The 15,801-nt window shown below is 70.6% G+C and carries 15 protein-coding genes and 1 riboswitch; of the genes, 12 read left to right on the top strand and 3 right to left on the bottom strand.

The window, feature by feature from the left end; genetic code table 11:
* The 7 genes from AB0K37_RS32565 to lysX all read left to right on the top strand — a co-directional run.
* A partial coding sequence (locus AB0K37_RS32565) for a DUF2520 domain-containing protein (RefSeq protein ID WP_363987513.1) occupies positions 1–792 on the top strand: 792 nt, incomplete at its 5' end.
* A gap of 182 nt (positions 793–974) precedes the next feature.
* Complete coding sequence (panC, locus tag AB0K37_RS32560) at positions 975–1,835, top strand: pantoate--beta-alanine ligase (protein WP_363987511.1); 861 nt, start codon at positions 975–977, stop codon at positions 1,833–1,835.
* Positions 1,835–2,251 (top strand): aspartate 1-decarboxylase, encoded by a 417-nt coding sequence (gene panD / locus AB0K37_RS32555; protein ID WP_089316894.1) that lies wholly within the window; start codon positions 1,835–1,837, stop codon positions 2,249–2,251. The genes panC and panD overlap by 1 nt, the downstream gene beginning before the upstream one ends.
* A gap of 77 nt (positions 2,252–2,328) precedes the next feature.
* Positions 2,329–4,062 carry an L-aspartate oxidase gene (locus AB0K37_RS32550; protein ID WP_363987509.1) on the top strand — a complete coding sequence of 578 codons (1,734 nt, stop codon included), beginning with the start codon at positions 2,329–2,331 and terminating at the stop codon, positions 4,060–4,062.
* Positions 4,059–4,916 carry a carboxylating nicotinate-nucleotide diphosphorylase gene (gene nadC / locus AB0K37_RS32545; protein WP_363987508.1) on the top strand — a complete coding sequence of 286 codons (858 nt, stop codon included), beginning with the start codon at positions 4,059–4,061 and terminating at the stop codon, positions 4,914–4,916. Before AB0K37_RS32550 ends, nadC begins: the two co-directional genes overlap by 4 nt.
* A 14-nt stretch (positions 4,917–4,930) precedes the next feature.
* The gene (locus AB0K37_RS32540) at positions 4,931–5,713 is read left to right on the top strand and encodes a type III pantothenate kinase (RefSeq protein ID WP_363987506.1); all 783 of its coding nucleotides are present in this window, start codon (positions 4,931–4,933) and stop codon (positions 5,711–5,713) included.
* 89 nt (positions 5,714–5,802) lie between these two features.
* On the top strand, positions 5,803–7,257 hold the full coding sequence (gene lysX / locus AB0K37_RS32535) for a bifunctional lysylphosphatidylglycerol synthetase/lysine--tRNA ligase LysX (protein ID WP_363987515.1): 1,455 nt from the start codon (positions 5,803–5,805) through the stop codon (positions 7,255–7,257).
* Here the strand turns inward: lysX and AB0K37_RS32530 are convergent.
* Together AB0K37_RS32530 and AB0K37_RS32525 are read right to left on the bottom strand one after the other, a co-directional pair.
* A complete protein-coding gene (locus tag AB0K37_RS32530) occupies positions 7,244–8,470 on the bottom strand; it encodes a cytochrome P450 (RefSeq protein WP_363987504.1) in 1,227 nt (408 codons plus the stop codon). The two genes, lysX and AB0K37_RS32530, sit on opposite strands and share 14 nt — an antisense overlap.
* A 55-nt stretch (positions 8,471–8,525) precedes the next feature.
* The gene (locus tag AB0K37_RS32525) at positions 8,526–9,620 is read right to left on the bottom strand and encodes a LacI family DNA-binding transcriptional regulator (protein ID WP_363987502.1); all 1,095 of its coding nucleotides are present in this window, start codon (positions 9,618–9,620) and stop codon (positions 8,526–8,528) included.
* A 416-nt stretch (positions 9,621–10,036) separates the two neighbouring features.
* Between AB0K37_RS32525 and AB0K37_RS32520 the strand changes: the two genes are divergently transcribed.
* Positions 10,037–10,267, top strand: coding sequence for a LuxR C-terminal-related transcriptional regulator (locus tag AB0K37_RS32520; RefSeq protein WP_021591725.1), 231 nt, complete (start codon positions 10,037–10,039; stop codon positions 10,265–10,267).
* A 278-nt stretch (positions 10,268–10,545) separates the two neighbouring features.
* Here AB0K37_RS32520 and AB0K37_RS32515 read toward each other — a convergent pair whose 3' ends face one another.
* Complete coding sequence (locus AB0K37_RS32515; RefSeq protein WP_363987500.1) at positions 10,546–11,541, bottom strand: NlpC/P60 family protein; 996 nt, start codon at positions 11,539–11,541, stop codon at positions 10,546–10,548.
* 3 nt (positions 11,542–11,544) lie between these two features.
* A riboswitch (cyclic di-AMP (ydaO/yuaA leader) is annotated at positions 11,545–11,753 on the bottom strand.
* Between the two features lie 270 nt (positions 11,754–12,023).
* Here AB0K37_RS32515 and AB0K37_RS32510 point away from each other — a divergent pair.
* The 4 genes from AB0K37_RS32510 to AB0K37_RS32495 all read left to right on the top strand — a co-directional run bounded on the left by AB0K37_RS32510 (position 12,024) and on the right by AB0K37_RS32495 (position 15,299).
* Positions 12,024–12,545, top strand: a complete 522-nt coding sequence (locus AB0K37_RS32510; protein ID WP_363987499.1) for an amino-acid N-acetyltransferase — start codon at positions 12,024–12,026, stop codon at positions 12,543–12,545.
* Positions 12,546–12,550: 5 nt separating this feature from the next.
* Positions 12,551–13,366: an RDD family protein gene (locus tag AB0K37_RS32505; RefSeq protein ID WP_363987497.1), complete on the top strand. Its 816-nt coding sequence runs from the start codon at positions 12,551–12,553 to the stop codon at positions 13,364–13,366.
* Between the two features lie 7 nt (positions 13,367–13,373).
* Positions 13,374–13,997, top strand: a complete 624-nt coding sequence (locus AB0K37_RS32500; RefSeq protein ID WP_363987495.1) for an RDD family protein — start codon at positions 13,374–13,376, stop codon at positions 13,995–13,997.
* 978 nt (positions 13,998–14,975) lie between these two features.
* A complete protein-coding gene (locus tag AB0K37_RS32495; RefSeq protein WP_089316904.1) occupies positions 14,976–15,299 on the top strand; it encodes an Lsr2 family protein in 324 nt (107 codons plus the stop codon).
* The last annotated feature ends 502 nt before the right edge of the window (positions 15,300–15,801 follow it).

Genomic DNA, 15,801 nt, shown 5'->3' with positions numbered 1-15,801 from the left:
GCGGGCCACCGCGTCGTCGCCGCGGCCGCCGTCTCGGAGCGGTCGCGGGCCCGCGTCGAGGAACGCCTCCCCGGGGCCGACGTCGCCACCCCGCAGGACGTGGTCGCCGCCGCCGACCTCGTGCTGCTGACCGTCCCGGACGACGAGCTGCCCGAGCTCGCGACCGGGCTCGTCTCCGCGGGCGTCCCGGTCACCGGCAAGCTCGTCCTGCACACCAGCGGCCGCTACGGCACCGCCGTCCTGGACCCGCTCACCCGCGCGGGCGCGCTGCCGCTGGCCCTGCACCCCGTGATGACCTTCACCGGACGCCCCGACGACGTGAACCGGCTCACCGGCATCTCGTTCGGCGTCACCTCGCCGGAACCGCTGCGCCCGGTCGCCGAGGCCCTCGTCCTGGAGATGGGCGGCGAACCCGTCTGGATCACCGAGGAGGCGCGCCCGCTCTACCACGCGGCGCTCGCCGGAGGCGCGAACCACCTGGTCACGCTGGTCGTGGAGGCCATGGACCTGCTGCGCGCCGCAGGCGTGGCCGAGCCCGGCCGGATGCTCGGTCCGCTCCTCGGCGCCGCCCTCGACAACGGGCTGCGGCTCGGCATCGACGGGCTCACCGGGCCCGTCGCGCGCGGGGACGCCGGAACGGTGGCCGGCCACGTCGCGGAGCTCGGCAGGGTGTCGGCGGAGAGCCGCCGCGCCTACATCGCGCTGGCCCGCCTCACCGCTGACCGCGCGCTCGGCGCCGGACTGCTCAAACCCGAGGACGCCGAACGGCTCCTCGAAGCGCTGGCCGACTGACGCCCCGACCGGCAGACGGCCCCGACCAGCAGACGGCTCCGACCGACAGACAGCTCCGACCGACAGACGCCGGCCGACGGCACCGGCCGACCGGACAGGAAGGGAACGGCATTGGTTTCTGGCGTTTCCGGCGAGCACGGCCCCGGCCGGCGCCCGCCGTCGCGTGAGGGGACGGACGCGTCGTGACACCGATCGTCGCGCGCACGCGCGAGGAACTGGCGCAGGCCCGGTCGAAGACCGGGGGGACGCTGGCGCTCGTCCCGACCATGGGCGCCCTGCACGAGGGGCACCTGTCGCTGATGCGGCAGGCCCGCCGCAGCGCGGACGCGGTCGCGGTCAGCATCTTCGTCAACCCGCTCCAGTTCGGGCCGGGAGAGGACTTCGACCGCTACCCCCGCACTTTCGCCGCCGACCTGGAAGCCTGTGAAGCCGAGGGCGTGGACTTCGTGTTCGCGCCGGCGCGCGAGGTCATGTACCCGGACGAGCCGCAGGTCACGGTCAAGTCGGGGCCCATGGGCGAGGTCGTCGAGGGGGCCGCGCGTCCCGGCCACTTCGACGGGATGCTCACCGTCGTGCTGAAGCTGCTCAACCTCGTCCGCCCCGACGTGGCGGTCTTCGGGGAGAAGGACGCGCAGCAGCTCGCGATGATCCGGCGGATGGTCGCCGACCTGAACGTCCCCGTGGAGGTGATCGGCGCGCCGACCGTCCGCGAGCCGGACGGGCTGGCGCTGTCGAGCCGCAACCGCTACCTGTCCGCCCCCGAACGCCGGACCGCGCTCGCCCTCTCGCGCGCCCTGCGCTCCGGGGCCGGCGCCGCCGCCTCCGGCCCGGACGCCGTGCTGGCGGCCGCGCGCGCCGTCCTCTCCGAGGCGGAGGCCGCCGACCCGCCCCTCGCCCTGGACTACCTGGTCCTCGTCGACCCGTCGACCTTCACCGAGATCACCGGACCGCACTCCGGCCGGGCCGTCCTCGCCGTCGCGGGCCGCGTCGGCGCCACCCACCTCATCGACAACGTTCCCCTCCAGCTCGGCAAGGAGCACTGATGTTTCGGACGATGTTCAAGTCGAAGATCCACCGCGCCACGGTGACCCAGGCGGACCTGCACTACGTCGGCTCGCTGACCATCGACCAGGACCTGATGGACGCCGCCGACCTGCTGCCCGGCGAGCAGGTCTCGATCGTCGACATCGACAACGGCGCCCGCCTGGAGACCTACCTGATCGCCGGCGAGCGCGGCTCCGGCGTCATCGGGATCAACGGCGCCGCCGCCCGCCTCGTGCAGCCCGGCGACCTGGTCATCATCATCAGCTACGCGCAGATGACCGACGCCGAGGCCCGCGAGTTCGTCCCCGCCGTCGTGCACGTCGACCGCTCCAACAAGATCATTTCGCTGGGCTCCGACCCGGCCGAGCCGGTGCCCGGCACCAGCACGACCCGGGGCGACCTGATCCGCAACTGACGTTCGGCGGGGGCCGGGGGTTCGGCCGTCCCGGGGTTAGGGTCATAATGACGAGAACCGACCCCGGAGGAGGGCTCGTGATCCCTTCCGTTCTGCACGCCCCCGCGCCCGGCTGGACCGCCGACGCCGACGTCGTCGTCATCGGGTCCGGCATCGCCGGCCTGGTGACCGCGCTGCGCTGCCGCCCCCACGGCCGGGTGATGCTCGTCACCAAGGCCCTCCTGGACGCCGGGTCGACCCGGTGGGCGCAGGGCGGCATCGCCGCCGCGCTCGCGCCCGACGACACGCCCGAGGAGCACCTGGCCGACACCCTCACCGCGGGTGTCGGCGTCTGCGACGAGGACGCCGTCCGGGCGCTCGTCACCGAGGGACCGGACGCCGTCCGCGGTCTGATCGAACTCGGCACGGCCTTCGACCGCTCCGGCGGCGACATCGCGCTCACCCGCGAGGGCGGCCACCACCGGCGCCGCATCGCGCACGCGGGCGGGGACGCCACCGGCGCCGAGATCAGCCGCGCCCTGCTCGCCGAGCTCAAGGACTCGGGCGTCGAGGTGATCGAGCACGCGCTGGTCCTGGACCTGCTGAAGGACGCCGCGGGACGCGCCGCCGGCGTCACCCTGCACGTGATGGGCGAGGGGCAGCCCGGCGGCGTCGGCGCCGTCCGCGCCCGCGCCGTCGTGCTCGCCACCGGCGGGCTCGGCCAGGTGTTCACCGCCACCACCAATCCCGAGGTCTCCACGGGCGACGGCGTCGCGCTCGCGCTGCGCGCCGGGGCCGAGGTCACCGACCTGGAGTTCGTCCAGTTCCACCCGACCGTGCTGTGGCTCGGCGAGGGCGCGACGGGACAGCAGCCGCTGATCTCCGAGGCCGTCCGCGGCGAGGGCGCGCACCTGGTCGACCACGCCGGCGTGCGCTTCATGACCGGACGCCACGAGCTCGCCGAGCTGGCCCCCCGCGACGTCGTCACCAAGGGGATCATGACCCGGATGCGCGAGACGGGCGCGTCCCACATGCTGCTCGACGGCCGCCACTTCGGCGCGGCGATGTGGGAGAACCGGTTCCCGACCATCCTGGCCGCGTGCCGCCACCACGGCATCGACCCGGTGACCGAGCCCATCCCCATCGTGCCCGCCGCCCACCACGCCAGCGGCGGCGTGCGCACGGACCTGTACGGCCGCACGTCCGTCCCCGGCCTGTACGCCTGCGGCGAGGTCGCCTGCACGGGCGTCCACGGCGCGAACCGCCTCGCCTCCAACTCCCTCCTGGAAGGCCTGGTCTTCGCCGCCAGAATCGCCGAAGCCCTCTCGGAAGACCTCCCCGCCTCCCACCCGCACACCGCCGCGCCAGCCGACGACCTTCCCTCGAACCACACACCCACCACCCCGAATCCGGCCGCGCCACCCCCCGACCAGGCCGCCCCAGGCCCCGCGCAGGACCCGTCTGCAAATGCGGGTGGGGAGTCGGGCGGGTTGCTGGAGCCGGCGTTGCGGGGGGAGATTCAGCGGATCATGACCTCCTACGTGGGGGTCCTGCGGCGGGCCGACGGGCTGGAGGCCGCGGCGCGCGAACTGGAGGGGCTCGGGCGCGGGAGCGCGGAGCCCGGGGTGGAGGCCTGGGAGGCCACCAACCTGTACACCGTCGCGTCCGCGATCGTGGCGGCCGCGCGGCGGCGGGAGGAGACGCGCGGGAGCCACTGGCGGGAGGACTTCCCCGAGCGCGCGGACGGGACGTGGCGCGGCCACCTCGTCACCCGGCTGGCGGGGAACGTCCTGACGACCACCTACGAACCTCTGGAAGGGAAGCGCTCATGACACCGGAACTCTCGCAGAGGCTGACCGCCGCCGGGCTGGATCCACAGGCTGTGGAAAACCTCGTCCGGACGGCGCTGGCCGAGGACGGCGAGGTCGACGTCACCAGCACCCCGATCTTCGCGCCGCAGGACACCGCGAGCGGGGAGCTGAGGGCGCGCGAGGAGGGCGTCGTCGCGGGCGTCCTGGTGGCGTGCGTCGTCTTCGCACTCCTGGACGTCGCCTACGAGGCGAAGGTCGAGGACGGCGACCGCGTCACGCCCGGGCAGGTCCTCATCGCGGTCAGCGGCTCCACCCGGGCGATCCTGAGGGCCGAGAGGACGGCTCTGAACCTCCTCACGCACCTGTCCGGAATCGCGACCGCCACCCGCCGCTGGATGGACGCCATGGAGGGCACCAAGGCGAAGGTCCGCGACACCCGCAAAACCCTCCCCGGCCTGCGAGCCCTGCAGAAGTACGCGGTGCACTGCGGAGGCGGCGTCAACCACCGGATGGGCCTGCACGACGCCGCGCTCATCAAGGACAACCACATCGCGGCGGCCGGCGGCGTCACCAAGGCGTACGAGGCGATCCGCGCCGTGTACCCGTCCCTCCACGTCCAGGTGGAGTGCGACACCCTCGCGCAGGTCGAAGAGGCCCTGGGGGTGGGAGCCACGAGCATCCTGCTCGATAACATGACCGACGCCGAGATGACCGAGGCGGTCCGGCTCGTGGCAGGGCGGGCGGAGCTCGAGGCCAGTGGTGGCCTTACCCTGGAGCGGGCCCGAGACGTCGCCGTGACCGGGGTGGACTACCTTGCCGTCGGCGCGCTGACGCACTCGGCGCGCGTGTTCGACATCGGCCTTGACTTCACCTGAACAGCGGGGACCTGATGCTGCTGACCATCGACGTCGGTAACACCCAGACCGTTCTCGGTCTCTTCGAAGGCGACGAGGTGATCGAGCACTGGAGGATCAACACCGATCCGCGGCGCACCGCCGACGAGATCGCGGTGGTCCTGCAGGGACTCGTCCAGCAGAGCCCGCTGCTGGCCGAGACCGACATCAGCGGCATCGCGCTGTGCTCCACGGTGCCCTCCGTCCTGCACGAGATGCGGGAGATGTGCCGCCGTTACTACGGCGACGTGACCGCGGTCATCGTGGAGCCGGGCGTCAAGACCGGCGTCCCCGTCCGGATGGACAACCCGAAGGAGGTCGGCGCCGACCGCATCGTGAACGCGCTCGCCGCCGTCCACACCCACGGCGGGCCGGCGATCGTGGTCGACTTCGGAACCGCCACCACCTTCGACGCGGTGTCCGCCAAGGGCGAGTACGTGGGCGGCGCGATCGCCCCCGGCATCGAGATCTCGATCGACGCGCTGTCCTCGCGCGGCGCCCAGCTCCACAAGATCGAGCTGGTCCGGCCGCGCAACGTGATCGCCAAGAACACCGTCGAGGCGCTGCAGTCGGGGATCATCTTCGGCTTCGCCGGCCAGGTGGACGGCATCGTCGAGCGCATGTCGGAGGAGCTCGCCGAGGAGCCGGAAGAGGTCACGGTCATCGCCACCGGCGGCCTCGCCCCGCTCGTCCTGGAGGAGTCCCGCAGCATCGACGTGTTCGAGCCGTGGCTCACCCTCATCGGCCTCCGGCTGATCTACGAGCGCAACACTCCCTGACGTCCGGCGCGAACTCGTTCGCCCGCACCGGACGGGCTGGATAGCCTTGCGATGTGAGTGACGAGACCTTCGACGAGCTCCCGGAGCAGATGCGCGTGCGCCGGGAGAAGCTCGACCGGCTCCGCGAGAGCGGGATCGACCCCTACCCGGTGACCTTCCCGCGGACGGCGACGACCGCCGAGATCCGCGCGAAACACACCGGCCTGGAGCCGGGCACCGAGACGGGCGAGAAGGCCGGCGTCACCGGTCGCGTCATGCTGATCCGCAACACCGGGAAGCTGTGCTTCGCCACCATCCGGGACGCCGGCGGCGACATCCAGATCATGCTGTCGCTGGCCAAGGTCGGGCAGGAGCAGCTCGACTTCTGGAAGCGCGAGGTGGACCTCGGCGACCACGTCGGCGTGGAGGGCGAGATCATCACCTCCCGCCGCGGCGAGCTGTCGATCATGGCGGACCGGTTCGCGATCACCTCCAAGTGCCTGCGGCCGCTGCCGGAGAAGCACGCCGGCCTGACCGACCCTGAGGCGCGGGTCCGGCAGCGCTACGTCGACCTGATCGTCAACGACGAGGCGCGGCGGATGGCGCGGCTGCGCAGCGCGACCGTCCGCGCGGTCCGCGACTTCTGGCACGAGGAGGGCTACCTCGAGGTCGAGACGCCCATGCTCCAGCCGATCCACGGCGGGGCCGCGGCGCGCCCGTTCAAGACGCACATCAACGCCTACGACATGGACCTCTACCTGCGCATCGCGATCGAGCTGTACCTCAAGCGGCTCGTCGTCGGCGGGATCGAGAAGGTCTTCGAGATCAACCGCAACTTCCGCAACGAGGGCGCGGACTCCACGCACAATCCCGAGTTCACGATGATCGAGGCCTACGGGACCTACCTCGACTACAACGACATGGCCGACCTGACCCAGCGGATGTACCAGAAGGCGGTCGTCGCCGCCCTCGACACCACCGTGGTCGTCCATGACGGCGTCGAGATCGACCTCGGTCTCGCGGAGTGGCCGCGGATCACCCTGTACGGGGCGGTGTCGAAGGCGCTCGGCGAGGAGATCACGCCGCACACGCCGATCGAGTCCGTGCGCAAGCTCGCGGACGCCCGCGACATCTCCTGGGACCCCAAGTGGGGGCAGGGCAAGCTCGTCCAGGAGCTCTTCGAGGAGTTGGTCGAGCACACCCTCGTCCAGCCGACGTTCGTCATGGACTACCCGGTCGAGACGTCCCCGCTGACCCGCCAGCACCGCGAGGAGCCGCTGCTCACCGAGAAGTGGGACCTCATCGGGTTCGGCACGGAGCTCGGCACCGCCTACTCCGAGCTGGTCGACCCGATCGAGCAGCGCCGCCGCCTCACCGAGCAGTCGCTGCTCGCCGCGGGCGGCGACCCCGAGGCCATGCAGCTGGACGAGGACTTCCTGCGCGCCCTGGAGTACGCGATGCCCCCCACGGGCGGGATGGGCGCCGGCATCGACCGCATGATCATGGCGTTCACCGGCAAGGGGATCCGCGACACGATCCTGTTCCCACTGGTCAAGCCCGAATGACGACCGGAAGGTCGCGCAGCCCCCGCAGCACGAGGTTGTCGCGGTAGACGAGGTCGCCGGCGGCGAGGGCCACGTCGCGCTCGAACAGCTTGCCGAGCGCGACGCGGCCCTCCAGCCGCGCCAGCGGCGCGCCGAGGCAGAAGTGCGCGCCGTGCCCGAACGACAGGTGCTTCGGCGTGTCGCGTCCCTCGGCGTAGCGGAGCAGGTCCAGCCGGTCGGGGTCGTCGAAGACCTCCGGGTCCCGGTTGGCGGCTCCCGTCAGCAGCAGGACGAGCTTCCCGCGCTCGACGAGGGCGCCGTTCAGGTCGACGTCCTCCAACGCGGACCGCAGGGTCAGCTGCACCGGCGGGTCGAAGCGCAGCAGCTCCTCCACCGCGGCCCGCGCGTTGTCCGGCCGCTCTCGAAACAGCCGCAACTGGGCGGGATCGCGGAGCAGCGCCAGCGCGCCGTTCCCGATGAGGTTCACCGTCGTCTCGTGGCCCGCGACGAGCAGCAGGATGCACGTCGCCAGCAGTTCCTGCTCCGACAGGACGTCTCCACCGTCGGAAACCCCCACGAGGGCGCTCAAAAGGTCGTCGCGCGGCTCGGCCCGGCGCTTCGCGGCCAGCACCCGGAAGTACTCCGCGAACTCGTCGCGCGCCGCGTCCCGCTGGGCGATCTCGGCCTCCGGCAGCAGGAAGTCCGGGTCCAGACCGCGCGCGAGGCTGTCCGACCAGCCCTTGAACAGGTCGCGGTCCTCGGCGGGGACGCCGAGCATCTCGCTGATCACGATGACGGGCAGCGGGTAGGCCAGCGCCGCGATCAGGTCGACCTCGCCGGAGAGGGGACGCAGCAGCGCGTCGACGAGCTCCTCGACCCGGGGCCGCAGCCGCTCCACGAGGCGGGGTGTGAAGGCCTTGCTGACGAGCCGGCGCAGCCGCGTGTGGTCGGGCGGGTCCATGGTCAGGAACGACCGGTGCCGCGCCGGCATCTCGCGCCACATGCGGCCGCCCGACGGACGGTGCCCGAACCGCGGATCGCGCAGGACCCGCTCGCACAGCGCGTGGGACGCGGTGACGCGCAGACCGGCGTCCGTCCGGCGCAGGGCCGGACCGCCGGCCCGGAGCGTCCGGTAATGGGCGTAGGGATCGGCGCGGAACGCCGGGTCGCCCGGATCGAAGCCGAGTATCGCGGTCGCCCCGGCCTGCACCGCCTGGCCCGTCCTGTCCTCCATGCCTCCAGCGGACCCGACTTCTGGACGTGATGTCAACAGCGCCGGCCGCGGGACGCTAAGCGCTTTCTCGTACCACCAGGTCGGGCCGCTGGACGACCTGGCGGTGCTGGTGGGACTTGCCTTCGCCGATCTCGGCCATCGCCAGCTCGGCGGCCTCCCAGCCGAGCGCGCGGCGCGGCTGGCGGACGGTGGTGAGCGGCACGGCGGCGCTCGCCGCGAGCTCGATGTCGTCGTAACCGATCACGGCGACGTCCTCGGGGACGCGGACGCCGAGCCGGGTCAGCTCGTTGATCAGGCCGATCGCGAGCAGGTCGTTGGCGCAGAAGACGCCGTCGGGCACCGGGGACATGGCCATGATCTGGTGCGCCGCGGCCTGCCCCTCCGTGGGGCTCAGGGCGTCCTTGACCAGGACCGGGGGCTTGCCGAGGCCCGCCTCGACGATCGTGCGGGCGGCTCCGTCGCGGCGTTCCACGCAGGGCTGCGGTTCGGGGATCCCGGTCACGAACGCGATGCGATCGCGTCCGATGCCGAGCAGGTACGCGGCGGCGGCCTCGCCGCCCGCCACGTGGTCGACCCGGGCGGAGCACACGTCGGCGGCGTCCCGATCGATCAGCACCACGCTCATGCCCGCGGCGCGCAGCCGGGAGATGTCGCGGGGGCCGATCCCGACCGGGATGACCAGGGCCCCGGCGGCCCGCTGGTCGGCGAGCAGCTCCAGCAGGCGGCGCTCCTTGCGGGGGGAGTGGTCGCTGGACAGCCACAGGGCGTCGTGGCCGGCCGCGTTGAGCGCCGCCTCGGCGCCCCGGGCGACGTCGGTCGCATAGGGGTTGGCGAGGTCCTCGACGAGGACGCCGAACGCCCGGCGCGGTTGGTCGCCGAACTCGCCCGCGGTCCGCTCGGGGCCCGTGCGGAGCCGGCGCGCGGACTCGTTGCGGACGAATCCGAGCTCCTCGATCGCGGCGCGGACGCGGTCACGGGTAGCTTCGGCCACGAGATCTGGCCGGTTTAGGACATTCGAAACGGTCCCAACTGAGACTCCAGCACGCCTCGCGACCTCACGAATACTGGTCTGTGGCAACTCGCTCCTCGTCCCGCTCCATGGGCGTTTTCCCAGGTAGTGGAGTTTGGCATGGCGGGGCGCCGAATGCACGGTCACACATGGTGAGCGATCGGGCACGCAGCGCTCTTGACCGGCGCTTGACGGGCCGGATCCGGCCGCCTAGCGTTCCGAGCCGAAGCGTAGCTTGAAACGATTCACGATCTTCGTTCACTGCGAGGACCGGTGGGTTCGGCGAGAGGGGACGGGCGGATGGCTGGCGATCACATCCCGTCTTTCTCGGCAGGCCAACGAGTGAATCGTCACCCGGAGTTCCCCCGTACACCCCCGCAATCGGCCATGCGGCCACCTCCGGCCAAGCGCGCGAGACAGAAAAGGAACCCGATGATCTAAGTCCGGAAGGGTCCGGACCCGGCAACCCAACGCGCGTACAGATCGAGGCCCAACCCGTGCCTGTGCAGCGGACGGCTGCATCCCCGCGGTCATCACCACGGACGAGGGAGGACGGAGTGGAAACAGCCACACTCGCACGTCGTGGCACCGACGATTTCGGGCTGAGCGAGGAAGAGATCCGGCTGCTCGCCCAGATCGCCAGCGGTGTCACCGCCGATGTGGCGGCACGCAAGCTGGAACTGAGCGCTCGGACCTTGCGGCGCCGGCTGCGGACGATCTGCGACCGGCTGGAGGTCAACACCCCTATCGAGGCCGTGGTGTGGGCGGCCCGGAGGCAGCTCATCTAGCGAGGCACCCCCGACGCTCGCCAGGGGACGGCGAGCGTCATCCGGAGAAACGGCGGTTGATCCGAATTCCGTCCGCCCCCGCAGCGGCGGCGCCCGCGCCCTGGCAGGTAGGTCCCTGCAGAAGGCGTCGCCGCGGACGGCGTTCGGGCCTGACAGGCCACCTGACCCGCCCTGATCTCCGGCAGGCTTCACTCCCACAACGGGCCTTCGGCCGGCACGCCATGCGATGGCCGGCCCGGCCGGCTCGGCCGGTGCCCGTCCGGCGCGGCGGCGGTGTTCTAGGCGACGCGGACGCCGCCGGCGAAGGGGCGTCCGTCCATGGAGGCGATCTTCACGACGTCGCCGGTATGCGGGGCGTGCAGCATCTTGCCCCCGCCGACGTAGATCCCCATGTGGTGCAGGTCGGCGTAGAAGAAGACGAGGTCGCCCGGCTGGAGCTCGCTGCGCGACACGTGCGTTCCGGCGTTCCACTGGCTGCCGGTGTAGTGCGGCAGGTTGATGCCGACCTGCTTGTAGGCCCACATCGTGAGGCCGGAGCAGTCGAAGGTGGTCGGGCCGGCGGCGCCCCACACGTACGGGCGGCCGATCTTGCTCATCGCGTACCGGAGCGCCTGCGCGGCCTTGCCGGTGCCGATGACGGGGAGCTTGGCGAGCTGGGTCGGGTCCTTGTCGACGAGCTTGCCGCGGATCTTCTCGTAGGCGTCGGTGATCTTCGTGCGCTGCGAGTCGAGCTGCGTCTTCAGGTCCTTCACCTGCTTGGCGCGGGCCTCGGCCGACTTGCGGGCCCGCTGAGCGGACTGCATGGCCTGCATCAGCCCGAGCACCTGGGTGCTGTCCTGCTTGGCGAAGTAGTGGAGGGTCGCGGCCTGGTCGAGGACGGACTGGGGGTCCTGGGAGGCGACGAACGACACCGTGGGGTCGGAGCCGCCCTGCATGTAGCTCGTCGCCGCGAGGGATCCGACCTTCTGGCGGAGAGTCTCCAGCGTCTTCTCCTGACGCTTGGCGTTCTCCGTGGCGACCTTGGCGGCGCGCTGCGACTGCGCGAGCCTGACCTTGAGCCCGTTGTACTGCTCGGTGAGCTGCTCCAGCTGGTCGGCGAGCTTGAGCGCCTTCGTCCTCAGCTCCTTGGCGGAGGGTTCGGGGTCGGCGTGCGCGACGGCGATCGCGTGCGGGGCGATCGCGTGCGGGGCGGCCGAAACGACGGCGAGCGCGCCCACCACGATGGTCGCGCGCCCACGGAAGCGTGAAAGGGAAGCATGCCGCGATCGCTTCACGAATACTCCTCTCCTCAGCCGCCTACCGGGTTAGCTGACGGGTTGGGGCCGGAGCAGCCCGTCCGCGTCCGCGAGCGAACCGATCGCCCGCTGTCGCGGATTCACCCCTCGCATTCGGTCGCTCAGGGAGATCTCCCTGAAACGCTCCGAAAGTGGGTCCCCGGCTCCTCGGGCAGCTGGTTGCGACCCGGGGGACTCGGCGGATCGGCCTCCGTCCTGCGGTGGGCCGACGTCAGCGCAGGACACTAACGGACCCCGCATTGGATGCCAACCAGAACATGCGAATTCGCAGGTCACGCGGCGCGGTGAAGGAGGGGAGCACCGGTGGGGCGCATCCCGCACGCTGTGTTCTGGCCCGCGTCTCGGACGGCCCCGGACAGTGCCTAGGCCCTTTTATCTAGTCACTGGCGCGCGGTGCTCGGCGCGGGAGGGCGGGAGGGCGTGCCCTGGTGGGCCGCGGCGTTCGATAATCTCGCCTATTTGTGGAAGTCGTGATCCGGCGTGCACGTACCGCCGACGTCCAGGAGATCCGCAGGCTCGTCGACCTGTACGCGGGGTCGGGGCGTCGCCTGCTGAAGAAGACGACGGTCAAGCTGTACGAGGACGTCCAGGAGTTCTGGGTCGCCGAGGACGTCCAGCACGGGACGCCAGGGCCGGTCATCGGCTGCGGCGCCCTCCACGTCATGTGGGAGGACCTCGCGGAGGTCCGCTCGGTCGCCGTGGACAAGGGATGCGGCGGACGGGGTATCGGGCACCGCATCGTGACCCGCCTCCTGGAGAACGCGCGAGAACTCGGCGTCCGCCGGGTGTTCTGCCTTACCTTCGAGGTGGAGTTCTTCGCTCGCCACGGCTTCCAGCAGATCCTGGGGACTCCGGTGTCGCCAGAGGTGTACGAGGAACTTCTCCGCTCCTACGACGAAGGCGTGGCAGAGTTCTTGGACCTCGACCGGGTCAAGCCGAATACGTTGGGCAACACCCGGATGTTGCTTCGCCTGGAGGACTGACCCGAATGAGCGATACCCCCCACCGCGGGCGGCCTTACCAGCCCCAGCAGGGGCAGGGTTCCTACGGCCCGCCCCCTCCGTACCAAGGTTCTCAGTGGCAGCAACCACAGCAGCCGTCTTCGCAGCAGCAGTGGGACCAGCAGTCCCAGCAGCAATGGCAGCCGCAACAGCAGCAGTGGAACCAGCAGCCCGCCTACGAGGACTACAGCTCCTACGACGGCGGCGGTTCCTACGACGGCGGCGGTGACGTGGCACTCGCGCCCATTCACCGTAGGGCGGGCGCGCGAATCATCGACAACGCGCTCGTCGCGGTCTTCGGGTTCGCTCTCGTCCTGCCGGTGACGATCGGCGCGTTCGGTCTGGGCAAGCCGGGCAGCAAGACGGAGGACGAGGGCGGTGTGTGGAACTGGCCCATCATCTTCACCCTCTTCTGTGTCCTGTCTGTGCTGCCGTTCATCTATGAGGCCGTGCAGTTGTCCATGTGGGGACGGACGCTGGGGAAGCGCGTTCTGAGCTTGGGGGTCGTTCAGGCAAGGCCTGCGGGCACCCCGATCACCACAACGCAGGCTGTGTGGCGTGCCGGGATCACCCATGTCGGCTACCAGCTCGGGGTTTTCTTCTTCCTCGTCTTGGCGGTGATGGTGTGGGACTACGCCGCGTACGGGATGGTGCTGGTCTGGGCAGGCGCGCTGATGGCCTACCTGTGGGCTATCTGGGACCAGCCGCTGCACCAGTCGCTGCACGATCGCTTCGCCGGCACGCTCGTCATTGACGAGCGGGTCGGATATGACGAGTCCGAGTACTCCGAGTACGCGGGCTAAGGCCACGATGGCGGCAACGCTCGCCGAGCCGGGGCAGAGGCTCCTGGCACGCGTAGTCGACACGCTCGTCGTCGGAGTCCCCGTCGTTCTCGTCGTCCGCGAACTGGTGTCCGGGCACACGGCGGACGTCATCGCCCCGTCCGCCGTGGCCGGATGCATGCTGCTGTACGAGGCGGTCCAGCTCGCCCTTTGGGGGCGGACGCTCGGCAAGCGCGTCGCAGGCATCGAGGTGGTCGCTGCGACGGCTCAGGAGGCGCCTGAAGCGGCGCCAGGGGGAACTGGCGGAGCGGACGGGGGCGCCGGTCTCGGTGACGTGTCGGCCCTTCCCGTGTCCGTGCCGGGTTTCGTGCCCGTAGCGGCCCCCGAGCCCGCTGAAGCCGCCGCTCCGCGCGGGGCCGAGGTCGTGGACGCGTCCACGCGTCCGGACGTTCTGCGCTGCGTTCTGCGGGCCGCCGTCTATTCGGTGCCGATCGGGCTGCGTCCGATTCCAGTACTCGGTCTGCTCGCGAGCGTCTTCTGGGTCGTCAACGCGGGGGCCGTGTTCGAGGGCGTTCGCCGCCAGGCTGTTCATGACAGGCTCGCAGGCACCCTCGTGGTAAAACGGCCGCGGCCCGAATCCTCGGCCTTCTGAGGGCCTCTCCGCCGCACCGGGAGTGCGCGCGGGGTCCGATAACACCCGTCCGATACCGCGCACTCGCGGGCGCGGCCGGACGCATGCCCTGGTCCACTCGCATGCGCCATACATGCTTTGGCCGAGATGGCCGCTGTTTCCGGACGTCCGAGGTGTCAGCGGCATATGCCCGCTCGTTCCGGTTACGGTCCTGAAACTGGTGGGATGTGTCTCGTCCCGGACGTCGCCTCCGCTTTGACAGTTCCCTCCGATGGTGTTGCGGTGACCGGAACGACACCGCTTGTTGGTGGCCGTGGACTTACTTCGGATGGCGAGCCCTCGCCCTTGGAACGGACCTTTCGTGCGACATGCCGGTGGCGGGGTGGAGCCGGAGGTCGGCTCCGCTCGGGTCCGCGGCGCCGCGCTGAAGAACTGGGGCCGGCGGTGGGATTGTGTCCAAATCTCCCGATTTCACGACGAGGGTGCCCGGTGCGCCGCATCCGCGTCCTGAGCAGGGCGCGGACTTCTCGCGTCCGGCCGCGGCAACAGATTTCGGTGCGGGGCGCTCTGGCGTTATTCGTCCACATCCGCCGGTCCGGACGTTGATCAGGTGCCGTGGCCGGCTGCGTATTACAGTGCGGGCACGCGGTTAGTGGCGATACGGGAGGTTAATCGCCGCGCCGCCGGCGCCGCCTGCAAACCCGGACCAATGCGCCGACGGCAGTGCAGGTCAGCACGGCGCCCCGTGACACCGGTCACGCCTGAAAACCCGGGCGCGTCGCCGCCGCTTGGAAATTCATGGACGCCGGGCCGGATCCAGCCGTGGCCCGAGGGACGTGTGCACCCGAAACGACGAGGCCGATTACAGCCGGTAACGAGCGGCAAGGCGACTTCGCGCGAGTGTCGGTTCACGGTGGATGGTGGAATTGTCATCCGCGAAGTTCTAGGTATATCTTTGTCACTCGATTGGAGTTTGCTCAAGCTGAAAGGTCTGTCCCCATGGCACAGAAGGTTCAAGTGCTTCTCGTCGACGACCTCGACGGTGGCGAGGCGGACGAGACCGTAGCGTTCTCGATCGACGGCGCCTCCTACGAGATCGACCTCAGTGGCGCCAACGCGACGAAGCTGCGGGAATCGCTGCAGCCGTTCGTTGAGAAGTCCCGTAAGGCGGGCACGGTCAACCGCCGCCGCCGGCAGCGCGGTGCGTCCAGCCGTGAGCGCAGCGCCGAGATCCGCGCCTGGGCCAAGAACAACGGCATCAAGGTCAATGAGCGCGGCCGCATCCCGGCCCACGTGATCGAGCAGTACGAGGCGGCCAACTGATCCCGCCCGGACCGCCTGCGGCCCGTCTTCGTTCGCGAGGCGGGCCGTTCGCCGTTAGTGCCGTGAGTCGTCCCCCGTTCGCGAGGCGGAGTCGTTCGCTTGTGGCGTAGCGCCTGTGCGGTTCGGCGAGTCCGCCGTGAGGTACACAGGGCGCGCGGGTGGAAACTCCACCCCCATTCGGCACTCTCGGCCCGCGCCTTGACGGACCTGCGGAAAGCCCCTCGTTCGCTTGGGGCGTAGCGGGAACATGACGCACCGATGCGGTAGTTGGATGAGACTGAACAGCGCATAGCTGGGGAACGTCTCCTGGTGGGAGTGCACCGGGCGGCCTCCTCGGGGCGGGCTAGCATGCGGAAGGACAGTTCCGGACGTTCCGGACTCTGCCCAACCGCTCTGTGAGGAGCGACGAGATGTTCGAGAGGTTCACCGACCGCGCGCGGCGGGTTGTCGTTCTGGCTCAGGAAGAGGCCAGGATGCTCAACCACAACTACATCGGCACCGA

The sequence above is a fragment of the Actinomadura sp. NPDC049753 genome, assembly GCF_040674655.1.
Classification (GTDB): Bacteria; Actinomycetota; Actinomycetes; order Streptosporangiales; family Streptosporangiaceae; genus Spirillospora; species Spirillospora verrucosospora.
The sequence above is the reverse complement of the archived record's forward strand: the minus strand, read 5'-3'. Positions and strand labels throughout refer to the sequence as shown.

What these genes read in the sequence shown, in the direction of transcription:
- panD (WP_089316894.1), top strand. Translation starts at nt 1,835, where the DNA reads ATGTTTCGGACGATGTTCAAGTCGAAGATCCACCGCGCCACGGTGACC.
- nadC (WP_363987508.1), top strand. Translation starts at nt 4,059, where the DNA reads ATGACACCGGAACTCTCGCAGAGGCTGACCGCCGCCGGGCTGGATCCA.
- AB0K37_RS32540 (WP_363987506.1), top strand. Translation starts at nt 4,931, where the DNA reads ATGCTGCTGACCATCGACGTCGGTAACACCCAGACCGTTCTCGGTCTC.
- lysX (WP_363987515.1), top strand. Translation starts at nt 5,803, where the DNA reads ATGCGCGTGCGCCGGGAGAAGCTCGACCGGCTCCGCGAGAGCGGGATC.
- AB0K37_RS32530 (WP_363987504.1), bottom strand. Translation starts at nt 8,470, where the DNA reads ATGGAGGACAGGACGGGCCAGGCGGTGCAGGCCGGGGCGACCGCGATA.
- AB0K37_RS32505 (WP_363987497.1), top strand. Translation starts at nt 12,551, where the DNA reads ATGAGCGATACCCCCCACCGCGGGCGGCCTTACCAGCCCCAGCAGGGG.
- AB0K37_RS32500 (WP_363987495.1), top strand. Translation starts at nt 13,374, where the DNA reads ATGGCGGCAACGCTCGCCGAGCCGGGGCAGAGGCTCCTGGCACGCGTA.
- AB0K37_RS32495 (WP_089316904.1), top strand. Translation starts at nt 14,976, where the DNA reads ATGGCACAGAAGGTTCAAGTGCTTCTCGTCGACGACCTCGACGGTGGC.